Source organism: Micromonospora sp. I033, from assembly GCF_053890995.1.
The window spans coordinates 1-11,016 of the sequence record NZ_JBSSLX010000193.1 but is presented as its reverse complement, the minus strand read 5'-3'; the positions used below and the strand labels follow the sequence as shown (position 1 = coordinate 11,016).

The following is an 11,016-nucleotide window of genomic DNA, read 5'->3' as shown; positions in this document are numbered from 1 at the left end:
ATATCGATGGAGCGTAGACCCGGGCGTGACGTGGCACACGACGAAAACGCGGGGCGGTGGCGCTTCCCGGTAGTCGCTTTGCTCCGGGCGGGTGTGGGCCTGTATCCTCGGGCGCGGTGGTCTCCGGGCCACCAGGGAGACTTCGCCTAGTCTGGTCTATGGCGCCGCACTGCTAATGCGGTTGGGGTTTTAAAGCCCCTCCCGGGTTCGAATCCCGGAGTCTCCGCGCGAAAGCCGGTGTGTAGACTGGCCGAGCAGCAAGCGCCCGTAGCTCAACGGATAGAGCATCTGACTACGGATCAGAAGGTTAGGGGTTCGAGTCCCTTCGGGCGCACAGCAGGTCAAGGGCCGGTTTTCCATCATGGGAGACCGGCCCTTGATCGTGTTGACCCCCACCGCTGACCCCTACGCCTACGCGTCGAAGAGGAAGCCGAGCCGGTCTACCGCGTCCTGCTGCACCCGCCGGGTCGCCTCCACGTAGATCGACTTGGTGACCGTTGGGGAGCTGTGCCCGAGCACGTCCTGAATCCGTTCGAGCGGCACGCCCTAGTCGTAAAGCAGCGTCGCGCACGAATGACGCAAGTCATGGACCCGGATGCGCCGGACTCCCGCCCGCTCGCACAACTGGTCGAAGTGCCGATTGATATTGCGAGGCTCGATGGGGGTGCCGATCTTCGTGGTGAACAGCAGTCCATGCTCTTGCCAGCGGTCCCCGGCCGCCTCCCGCTCCGTCCGTTGCATCGCCCGATGACCGCGCAGCACGTCGACCAGGCTGAGCGGCAGAGCCACAGCCCGCTCCGAGCCGTCCGTCTTCACCGGCCCGAACCGGCGACCAACCTCCAAATGCAGGCGTGCATACAGCGGCAGTCTAGACCTCGGTCCGCTTCGTCGGGCGCCGTGTCTAGGCAACCCCGCTGCTCTTGACCCTGCGAGCCGGGTGGATCGAGACCGACCTTGCAGCACGTGGATCCATAACAGCGATGCGAATTTTTCGCCGAATGATAACCAGCACTTGGGTCTGTAGGTCCTTCTCGTTGGTGTCCGTTTCGCCAGAAGAGGACTTCTTCCAGGATTGCAGGATCTTTTCGGCTCTAGCCTGGTCAATCCCCTCCACGGTGCAAACAGGCTTAGAGGCTTCCCTAGACTCATCTGACGCCTCCTTAACCGTCAAGAAACTGGCCAAGTCAACGACATAAAACCGAGACTGATCGGTGGTGCGAGACTCCACCACAGGCAAGCCCAAAAGCTCACCCGCGCGATACCTCTCAAGGCCGCTCCGATTAGCTCGCTGCCACCGGGCGGGCAGCCCCAAGTCTCTAGCAACGTGATAGTTGGCCGGTATCACGATCATCGAGGGTCGATAGCCGTCGGTGACCAGAGCCTGTATGGCTTGCTCCAGTCTCTCTATCGGCTTTCCCTTGCCTCTGATCCTGCGGGATTTTTCCCGGAAGTTCGCGCTTATTGCCTCGTACTCGCCGCGCGCAAGCCCTGCTCCAAGTTGCTGAGCAGTATGTTCAAGACCGACCCAATTTGTAGGCGAGACGAAAAGGCCTTTGGCTAACAGCTTCGGCTCGAAACCAAAACGGTGGTCGCCCCACTGTGAGCTTGGCACACGGACCGTTTCCATTCCGCACAACTCGAACAGATCGGCCAAGACCGTCTTCTCAGTCCATGCATTGAGAACCTCTCGACGGAAAGAGGTCACCTTCACCGGATCTAGCGCCTGCCGAATGAGGTTTTCCCGCTCGACCCTCAGCTGCTCCGCTCGGGCTTCATCAATCGCGGTAGCCAACCGCTCCGCCCTCAGCGCGGCTTCCTGTGGGCCAATGTCGGCCGAGGTCATGATTGGATCCGTCGACAGCTCGACCAAGAAACCCTTGATCCGCGATACACGCTCTTCGGTCATCCATTCAGCCGGGCTAATCACGGCGGCGTCCGTCACAAGGACTATCAAAGCCACCGCACGCAAAACTGGCCCGGCATCGTCGATAAAGTGTGCGTCGCCGGTCGGAAGGGATGCCAGAACCCAGTCCGCCATCGGACCTTTCCTGTGCTCCAGCGCCAAGCCTGCGGCAGCAACCAGCTCCGATACGTCCGTAAAGGACGACCTTGCAATGCGCAGAAGCGATTCCTGAGTGCGTACATCAAGAGGCGACGTAGACGCTACATGCAAGCCCCAGCCTAGTACTGCGATCCTCAGGGAGTCTCGGAGCTGGAGCAGGCCGGCGCGAAGTTCGTTCAGCGCCAACGAGGCGAGCGCCTCCCCAGGTGTTACCGAAATTCTCTCAGCAAGTTCGGGGTCCGCCAAGGCTTCCCGAGCGAACTCTGGATCCAAGTCGATATCCCAATACCGAAAAAGCTGCGAAAACTCCTTATCGACCTCATGAAACAACGCGTCTGCACGATTATCGAACAGCAGCTTTAGACACTCAGCGATTGAGCGGAGCAGGATTTGCGCAGCTTCCGCCGCCCTTTCCTTCTGCTGGAACCCCGACGAGCGACTCTCTAGGTAGGCTCCCGCCGTGAACCGGCACAGTTCGACCAGATGCCTGCAGACTTTACTATTAAGCAATTCATGCAGGTCCGACTTGGGTTCCTTGGGGAAACGCAGGGAGGACGTTGCCAGCCGCGAGGCACCCTTTAAGATGTCGGGCGCATCTAGGGATATCGCTTCGCTTCCGACTCTGTACGGAATGGCGGCCAGCGCAAGAGTCTGCTCACGAAGATCACGTCCTTGCGCTACGTCTAAGAGTGCCCATATATCGGACCGCAACTCGTCAATCGGCGTTAGGCGTAGAAAGTTAAGGTGGTCGAGGAACCCATCCTCCAACCGTTGTCCGTAGGCCGACCATGCACGGGGCCATGCGAGCCATAGCTCGACATAAGTGTCGATAACGACACCGATCCCGGAGGTCGACTCCGACCGGAGGGCTTCAACCCCCTCCTCCTTCAACTGTGCTAGGAGGCGACCGATTCTGGCCTGCCGATCGTCCGCCGTGAGGGTATACGCATTCTGCCCTATCTGTATAGAAGCGGAAGCGCGGGTTGCAATGAGTGGAGAGTCCTTCCAGACTTGATCACCGATCCGGGCAAGCACCACTAGGGTTGCCGAACCGCTTCGCTTGGCGGCTGATTCGAGAGCTCGCAGATTGATGTCGAAAACTGATCCCCGCGTTGCCGCCTTCTGTTGAACGGGACCAACGTCATGAGTGAAAGCTGTTTGCACCTCGACGCCCATGGCCTTGGCCCAGTTATTCAACTCGCTTAGCGCAACTCGCTCGATGGCCTCTTCTCTCACCAGGGCATCTACTGTGACTTCTACTTCCTTCAGGCGTTGTCCGCGTAACCAGGACACGTCGATAATCCGCATAGCCCTATAGACGAGGGCCGGCAACAGTGCGATTCCAAGTACGGAAACTGCCGCAACGACGTGCGTAGCCGCGACGGGAGGTCGAGTGGCTGGCCAGAATAGCATAACTGGAATGGATGAAAGACCGGCACCTCCCAGCATCAAATACTGCGCCAAGCCAGAACGTGCGGCATACTCCCAAATCGGAACGCCAGGACGGGAGCGAGTTAAACCCTCGAAGGCGAATAGGACAACAGCCGTAACAAGGGCGAGGATTGAGCCTTCTACCTGCCACAGAAGGCCCAGCAGGTTTCGCGCGCTACTACCGTCCAGAAATGGACTTAGCGCAGGCAGGCCAGTGCTTAGGTCCACATTGTCTTCCACTAAGGCAATTAGAAGAACCGCCAGCGGAGTCAAGAGCGGTAGAACGGGAGGAAGCGCAAGAGCCTCCCAGACACGGCCAAAACGGAAAAATCTAGACCGATTTGCATTCGCATCTCGTTGGGCCTTGGCTATCCGACCCGATGCAAGGCGTCGGAGGGAACCTCTTCGCTGGAGGAAGACCCGGGCGTGAGCTCTCCAAGGCCGCATTACCTGGATGTTTTTCGGCTCAGTCATAGACGCTCCGCCCCTCTTTTGCTGGCGGCAGAGTACAGGGAGGAGGCACCGATCCGTAGGATTGCCAGCGCGACGGGCATCGACATGGCCTCTGGCAGGGTGATACCCACTGCCGAATTGGCCTCTTAGAGGATCAAGGCGGCCCGCAAAGCGGGCCGCGCCGGCCCGGCCCCGGCCTGCTGGCGACCTCCGGCCGGCATCGGCCGGGCCGGCCGGCCACGCATGGAGACGACCAGAACCTTGGAAGACCTCGGGGCGCTGCCCCGAACCCCGGCCCTCCTCAGAGATCGGCCGGGGCGGATCACCTCGCCGGGCACCACAAGGGCTACCAGCCTCCCCGGACGGGGCCAAGGTCGTTCGGCTAGTGAGGCGCTCCACCTTGTCCCCGTCCGGGGAGGCTGGACGGTCTACGACTGCCCGACGAGGAGATCCGCCGCAGCACCGCGGTCGTCAAGCGTCGCCACCGGACCCGAGCAGCAAACTAACCTGAGCCAACGTGTCTGGCGACATAACCCCAGGGCGGCGGAACGCATACCTACCCTCGCTGATCCGCCCGCCCGGGGTCAGAGTCCAGTGCTGCCGACCCCAGCAGCCCTGCTCCTCAAGAAGGGTGCGGGCCAGGGCGCCGGTCTCTCCAGCGGCGCCGCAGGCGTTCAACATCGCAGCGAGGACGTCGCCCGCGTCTAAGGGGAGGTCCGCGTCACCCATGATCGGCAGCAACAGAAGGAAGGTGTGGGGGTCAAGGCGCGGGGCCGATCCGGCCTCGGCCGTCGTATGCGCGACGGCGAGCAACTCTGGCCAGCACAGCCCAGGTCCCCTGAAGCAACCGTCGACCCTTGCCAAGGGAACCGCCGCCGTCCATGCAGGATGATGCAGCAGGTAGTCGTACCCGTGTTCCCCGGGAAGGTTCCGGTACACGACATGGAGCAGGTGCCCTGCCGAGAGCGCGACTGACAGCACTGGCCACTGGCGCTCATCGCTGACCCGTTCGAAAAACTGCAACAGGTCGGCCTCGCTGACCCCGAATCCCGCACACAGCGGCTCTTCGACGCCGTTGGTGCATTGCAACAAGTGGCTCGCCCAGAACAACGGCTCGTCTACCAGGAACGCCCCATCGACCAAGGGGTCGTCTTCATAGCCTGGGATCTTGTGCATCGGCCGATTCTGGCACAGATCCCTGACCCCAGCCTGACCCCAGCACGGCGCCAACGGTCGCCACTAGATGAACGCTGGCCACGAGCCAGCGGGGAGGCGAGGCGGGTAACGGTGGGTGTGGGACGCTCCTACGGATCAGAAGGTTAGGGGTTCGAGTCCCTTCGGGCGCACAGAGCAGAAGAAGGCCCCCGACCAGCCATAACGGCAGGGTCGGGGGTTCCCTCGTATCCGCCGAGATCAGCGGCTGGACGCTCGTGGGAGCCACGCTGGGAGCCACGACGCCCTCACTGCCCGAACAGTGCACGGGACATGGCCTCCGCAGCCGAGCGGCGGTCACCTTCCATCAGGTGCCCGTACACATCCTTGTGATCGCGATTGACGTGTGTCCGAGCACTTCCGAGACGACGTGCAGCGGGGTGCCCTGAGCCAGCATCAAATGAGGCTCCGGAATGGCGAAGCTCGTGCGGGTGCCAATGCCCGAGCCCGGCGCGCCTGCACAGCGCCGAAAGCCGATGGGAGAAGTTGTCCGGATCCAGCGGCGTACCGACCTCGTTAGGGAAGACGAGGCCGTGGTTACCAGGGCTTCCTTCCGCTCACCCCGAACCGCGCCCAGCAGGGTCCGCGCCTGCTCAGGGGTCAGGGTGCGCCCCTCCTTGGCGACCACGGGAGGAGTCGCCGAAAGCGCAGCAACGTTCCGCGCGACCCGGCCCTCCCGCTCAGCCTGACCCAACGCCTTTTCGCAGCACGGTCCGCATGAGGCGGACGCTGTTGGTGCTGTAACCCGGCCAGAGCGCATCAGCTCGAACCCGCGAAGCGGGCCGCGCAGGCTCGGCCCCGGCCTGCTGGCGACCTCCGGCCGGCATCGGCCGGGCCGGCCGGCCACGCTGACGGACGACAAGAGATTGAAGACCTCGGGGCGGTGCCCCGAACCCCGGCCCTCCTCAGAGATCCGCCGCGCCAAATGGGTCAGGTGCCCGGCCCGTCCCGGAGGGCCATGCGGGATTGCTCGTATGGCGCCGGACATGGGGGGAGGCGTCTTACGCTCTCGGCAGATGGGGGCGCGTGCCCCTGCTGACCTGGCGCAAGTTCGGGTGCGCCTTCACCGAAGCTGCCCCGCCGGGAGGTAGGTACCGGGGCATGCCATTCGTCTGCGGTAGGCGGAAACCACCCTGCTCGACCTCAAAGCGTTCAAAGCGGAAGGGAGGCCTGCGTGGCCGTCAAGACGGAAGCGCGTACGGGCGCCGCAAACGTGCGGCCATTCAGTATCGAGGTCCCAGAGGCGGACCTTGAGGATCTGCGCGCGCGCATCAGAGCCACGCGCTGGCCGAACAAAGAGACCGTCAAGGATGACTCGCAGGGCGTGCCGCTTGCGCTCATGCAGGACCTCGCTCACTACTGGGCGAACGACTACGACTGGCGCAAGTGCGAGGCGCGGCTGAAGGCTCTGCCCAACTTCGTCACCGAGATCGACGGTCTGGAAATCCACTTCATCCACGTTCGCTCGAAGCACGAGGACGCGCTCCCGCTGGTCGTCTGCCACGGCTGGCCCGGGTCGATCATCGAGCAGCTGAAGATCATCGGTCCGCTCACGGATCCGACGGCGCACGGCGCGAACGCCTCGGACGCCTTCCACGTCGTGATCCCGTCGATGCCCGGATACGGGTTCTCCGGCCAGCCCGCCACGACCGGCTGGGATGCCGTGCACATCGGGAAGGCCTATGTCGAGCTGATGAGGCGTCTCGGGTACACACGATTCGTGGCGCAGGGCGGCGACTGGGGCGCGATCGTCGTCGACGCCATGGCCGGTGGCCGCGCCGATCCGAAGGCCGCCGAGCCGGCGCCGCCGGAGCTGATCGGCATCCACACCAACATGCCGGGCGCGGTTCCGCCGGAGCTCTTCCTCGCGGCCTTTGGCGGCAGCCCGGCGCCGGACGGCCTCTCCGGCGAGGAGCGGGACACATACGAGCAGCTGCTCAAGTTCTTCGGGTCGCACGTGGCGTACGGGCTGATCATGGGGACGCGCCCGCAGACGCTCTACGGCCTGGCGGACTCACCCATCGATCTCGCCGCGTTCATGCTCGACCACGGCGACGGGAGCGGGCAGCCCGGCATCGTTCAGCAGGTCCTCGAGGGACGTCTGCAGCGGCCGAGCGACCTCACGCGCGACGACATCCTGGACAACATCACGCTCTTCTGGCTGACCAACAGCGGGGTGTCCTCGGCGCGGCTGTACTGGGAGAACAAGCTCCCCTTCTTCGCTACCAAGGGCGTGACGATCCCGGTCGGCGTGAGCATCTTCCCCGATGAGATCTACCGGGTTCCACGCAGCTGGGCGGAGCGGGCGTACCCCAACCTCGTCAACTACAACCGCCACGACAGAGGCGGGCACTTCGCGGCCTGGGAGCAGCCGCAGCTGCTCTCGGAAGACATCCGCACGACATTCCGATCGCTGCGCTAGCTAACGGTCCGAAGGGACGGCTGAGCTGCCCACGGCCATAAGGTTCGCAGTGTCCGGGGCGCCGGCCGTGTGGCTCGGGCGCCACCGGGGCGAACGGAGCCGGACGAGCCCGGACCGATCCAGATGCCGGGAGCGTGGCGACCAGGGCGACGCGGACCCTTGGCGAACGGCTTCGGAGTGGTTCCGAAGGTCAGGGGTTCGAGTCCCTTCGGGCGCGCAGAGCAGAGAGAAGCCCCTGACCAGCCGGAATGGCGAGGTCAGGGGCTTTCTCGTATCCGTTCGGAGCTGCGCGCCGCAAGTCCTCCGCCCTGGCCCCGGTCGGCCGCGGCCTGGTGATGGTCGTTTCACCGGCGGAGCCCGACGGCCTAGGCCTTCGAGTCAGGCTTCCAGTCCTGGACGAGGAGCCCCAGCAGCACCTCGTCCAGGAACTCACCCATCACCCAGGCCGAGGAGCGCAGCACGCCCTCGCGGACGAATCCGTTGCGCTCGGCGGAGCGCAGCATCGCCGCGTTGTCCGACAGCGTCTCGATCTGCAGCCGCTGCAGCCCGCGTACGACGAAACCGTAGTGGCACAGCACCGCGACCACGTCGGTGCCGTAGCCCTTGCCGCGGGCGGACGGCCGCAGTCCGAGGCCGATGTGCGCGACGAGGGCCCGGCCCGGGCCCGGTAGATTTCGCGAGTCGGCGGAAGCGGGGGGTGGCGTGGTCAAGGGGTGGCACGGCTGGCTCGGCACGTTCAGCGGCGTGGTGCTCATCACGGTGGCCGCACTGCCGTTGGCCGCGCTGGCGGTGTGGGGTCTGGCACGCCGCCGGAGTGCCGCCGGCACCACGTCGGCCTGGCGGATGTCGCTGGCCGAGGTGGGCATCGTCTACGGGACGGTGCCGTGGGTATGGATGATCATGTTGCCGGGCGACCGGGCCGGCGCCGTCTCCGGTCGGGTGAGCCTGGTGCCGCTGCGGGACCTGCTCACGATCCTTGCCGGCGGGCCGCTCACGGTGACGGTCCAGATCGTCGGCAACCTGCTGGTGTTCGCGGCGCTGGGGTTCCTCGCCCCGCTGCGGTTCGCGGCGCTGACGTCGGTCCCGCGGATCCTGGCGCTCGCGGCGGGCTGCTCGATCCTGGTCGAGGCCGCGCAGTACGTCCTGCGGCTGGACCGGGTGTCCTCCGTGGACGACGTGCTGCTCAACACCGCCGGCGCCGGGCTGGCCGCGCTGGCGTCGCGCCGCTGGTGGCGCGCCACGGCCAGCGCGTCGTCAGATCGACCCCGACCGGCCCCGGTGCCGGGACGCTGAGCCGCCTGTCGCGGTCACTTCCCCTTCACACGGAACTCGTTGCCGCCGGGATCGGCCAGAACGACGGCGCAGTCCTCATTCTCGAGTCGAGTGGCCCCGAGGGCGATCAGACGGTCGACCTCCGCCTGGTGGTCGCCATCGGCCGGGTCGAGATCGAAGCGCTGCCGGTTCCGCACCTCCTTCGGGGCCACGGGCGGGCCTCCCCACGCGACCTTCGTGCCGCCGTGCGGTGACTGGATCGCCGTCTCCTGGTCCTGGTCCCACACCAGCGGCCAGCCCAGCGCCTCGCTCCAGAAGAGGCCGACCTCCCGGGTGCCGTCGCAGGCGACCTCCGCGAGCAGGCCGCACCCGGCGAGGAAGTTGTTGCCCGGCTCGATCACACAGAACGCGTTGCCCTCGGGGTCGGCCAGGACGATGTGCCCCTCCTCGGGGCGCTGCCCGACGTCGAGGTGGCTGCCGCCGAGTTCCAGCGCCGTCGCCACCCTGTGCTGCTGGTCGGCGTCGCTGGCGCTGGTCAGATGAAGGTGCATGCGGCGGTTCGGTCCGGCCGTCTCCGCGCGGCTCGGCGTGAACCGGACGCTGAGCTGGGTGTCCGAGCCAGGCAGGAACGCGCCGTCGGCGTCCTCGACTACCTCCCGGCCGAGCATGCCGGCCCAGAACTGCGCCAGGCGAGCCGGGTCGTGCGCGTCGAAGGTCACGGTCAGCGTTCGAGGGAGCATCACTGCACCGTAGACACGGGCCAGCAGGACAACAAGCCGGTTTTGGAGAGGTCAGACCCGGTTGAAGCGGTAGAGGACGCAGCTGTCGGGGTCGCCGACGTACCAGTAGAGCCAGGGGTCGGTGCGGCTGCCGGAGATGTCGAGGTAGGTGCCGTAGCCGCCGCTGTATCCGGGCGGAGACGTGAAGGACACGTCGATGTCCCCGAACTGGTTGTCGGACGGTTCGAGTGACCACGTCCCGGGGCCGGACAGCGGCGGGAGCGACTCGAAGCCATCGGAGTTGTTCAGGCCGCTGGCGGTGAGTGTGCCGTCCGGACGCAACTCCAGCCGCCCGCCGTCGTCCGTGGCGTACGCGCCGGAGACGTCGGCAGTCGTGATGCCAGCAGGGCGCTCGGTGCCGCAGCCGAAGTAGTTCACCGGACCGAAGAAGGCCCACACGCCGGCGCAGGCGATGACCAGAGCTCCGCAGCCGCCGAGCACGGCGAGGACCAGTCCGACGGAGATGGCGGCGACCGTGCGGCCCGTGTTCACGCGCGCAGAATACGACGGCTGCCGGAGGGCGTGCACCTTGTGGTGGTTCGCGGGCCTCTGGGACCACTTCCGGAAAAGATTCACCTATCTCGATTGCTCTAGTACCATCGCGATCGGGAGCCGCCAGGCAGTAGCAGGCAGCACAGCCAGATCGCCTGCTCTATCGAGATCGTCAGTCGATCGACGCTTGCCTCTCCGGGGTTGGGCATCCCCGGCGAGCGACACACCGGCGTCGGCGGAGCAACCGGAGCATCGATGAAATTCTCACGAACAGCACGCCGTCTGGGACTTGGCGCGGTCACCGTCCTCGTCGCCGCGTTGACGGTGGTCGTCGTCAGCCAGGCCGGCCCGGCCTCGGCGCACGGATCCGTCACCAACCCCCCGTCCCGCAACTACGGATGCTGGGAACGCTGGGGTTCCGACCATCTGAATCCCACCATGGCCCAGACCGACCCCATGTGCTACCAGGCCTGGCAGGCCAACCCGAACACGATGTGGAACTGGAACGGCCTGTTCCGCGAGAACGTCGGCGGCAACCACCAGGCCGTGATCCCGGATGGGCAGCTGTGCAGCGGCGGCCGCACCCAGAACGGCCTGTACGCCTCGCTCGACGCGGTCGGCGCGTGGACCGCGAAGCCGATGCCGAACAACTTCACCCTGACGCTGACCGACGGCGCCAAGCACGGTGCCGACTACCTGTTGATCTACATCACCAAGCAGGGCTTCGACCCGACCACCCAACCCCTCACCTGGGGCAGCCTGGAGCTGGTGCAGCGCACCGGCAGCTATCCGACCACCGGCCTCTACGAGGCCCAGGTGAACGCGGGCAGCCGCACCGGACGGCACGTCGTCTACACGATCTGGCAGGCGTCCCACCTCGACCAGCCGTACTA

10 protein-coding genes, 2 tRNA genes and 1 pseudogene are annotated in these 11,016 nt (G+C 65.5%); 5 read left to right on the top strand and 8 right to left on the bottom strand.

Annotated elements, in window-relative coordinates; genetic code table 11:
* Positions 1-135: 135 nt before the first annotated feature.
* Together ACW0Q9_RS24650 and ACW0Q9_RS24645 are read left to right on the top strand one after the other, a co-directional pair.
* Positions 136-226 (top strand) — tRNA-Ser (locus ACW0Q9_RS24650).
* 35 nt (positions 227-261) lie between these two features.
* Positions 262-334: transfer RNA gene (locus ACW0Q9_RS24645), tRNA-Arg, on the top strand.
* Between the two features lie 77 nt (positions 335-411).
* Here ACW0Q9_RS24645 and ACW0Q9_RS24640 read toward each other — a convergent pair.
* The 5 genes and pseudogenes from ACW0Q9_RS24640 to ACW0Q9_RS24620 all read right to left on the bottom strand — a co-directional run.
* Positions 412-543 (bottom strand): hypothetical protein, encoded by a 132-nt coding sequence (locus tag ACW0Q9_RS24640; RefSeq protein ID WP_280839013.1) that lies wholly within the window; start codon positions 541-543, stop codon positions 412-414.
* 3 nt (positions 544-546) lie between these two features.
* On the bottom strand, positions 547-816 hold the full coding sequence (locus tag ACW0Q9_RS24635; protein ID WP_456185161.1) for a tyrosine-type recombinase/integrase: 270 nt from the start codon (positions 814-816) through the stop codon (positions 547-549).
* Positions 817-901: 85 nt separating this feature from the next.
* Complete coding sequence (locus ACW0Q9_RS24630) at positions 902-3,394, bottom strand: hypothetical protein (RefSeq protein ID WP_456185159.1); 2,493 nt, start codon at positions 3,392-3,394, stop codon at positions 902-904.
* Positions 3,395-4,417: 1,023 nt separating this feature from the next.
* Entirely contained in the window at positions 4,418-5,122 is a 705-nt protein-coding gene (locus ACW0Q9_RS24625) for a hypothetical protein (RefSeq protein ID WP_456185157.1), read from the bottom strand.
* Positions 5,123-5,406: 284 nt separating this feature from the next.
* Positions 5,407-5,685 (bottom strand): annotated as a pseudogene (locus ACW0Q9_RS24620) (tyrosine-type recombinase/integrase); the annotation flags it as partial.
* 647 nt (positions 5,686-6,332) lie between these two features.
* On the opposite strand from ACW0Q9_RS24620, the gene ACW0Q9_RS24615 reads away from it, so the two are divergent.
* Positions 6,333-7,580, top strand: a complete 1,248-nt coding sequence (locus ACW0Q9_RS24615) for an epoxide hydrolase family protein (RefSeq protein WP_456185155.1) — start codon at positions 6,333-6,335, stop codon at positions 7,578-7,580.
* Between the two features lie 365 nt (positions 7,581-7,945).
* Here the strand turns inward: ACW0Q9_RS24615 and ACW0Q9_RS24610 are convergent, their stop codons facing one another.
* The gene (locus tag ACW0Q9_RS24610) at positions 7,946-8,290 is read right to left on the bottom strand and encodes a GNAT family N-acetyltransferase (protein WP_456185153.1); all 345 of its coding nucleotides are present in this window, start codon (positions 8,288-8,290) and stop codon (positions 7,946-7,948) included.
* Between ACW0Q9_RS24610 and ACW0Q9_RS24605 the strand changes: the two genes are divergently transcribed.
* Complete coding sequence (locus tag ACW0Q9_RS24605; RefSeq protein WP_456185151.1) at positions 8,283-8,873, top strand: VanZ family protein; 591 nt, start codon at positions 8,283-8,285, stop codon at positions 8,871-8,873. The genes ACW0Q9_RS24610 and ACW0Q9_RS24605 overlap by 8 nt on opposite strands.
* Before the next feature lie 14 nt (positions 8,874-8,887).
* On the opposite strand, the gene ACW0Q9_RS24600 is transcribed toward ACW0Q9_RS24605, so the two are convergent.
* On the bottom strand, positions 8,888-9,592 hold the full coding sequence (locus tag ACW0Q9_RS24600) for a VOC family protein (protein WP_456185149.1): 705 nt from the start codon (positions 9,590-9,592) through the stop codon (positions 8,888-8,890).
* A 51-nt stretch (positions 9,593-9,643) separates the two neighbouring features.
* Complete coding sequence (locus tag ACW0Q9_RS24595; protein WP_456185147.1) at positions 9,644-10,123, bottom strand: hypothetical protein; 480 nt, start codon at positions 10,121-10,123, stop codon at positions 9,644-9,646.
* 255 nt (positions 10,124-10,378) lie between these two features.
* Between ACW0Q9_RS24595 and ACW0Q9_RS24590 the strand changes: the two genes are divergently transcribed.
* Positions 10,379-11,016 (top strand): lytic polysaccharide monooxygenase auxiliary activity family 9 protein (locus ACW0Q9_RS24590; protein WP_456185145.1); only part of this gene is annotated, 638 nt, incomplete at its 3' end.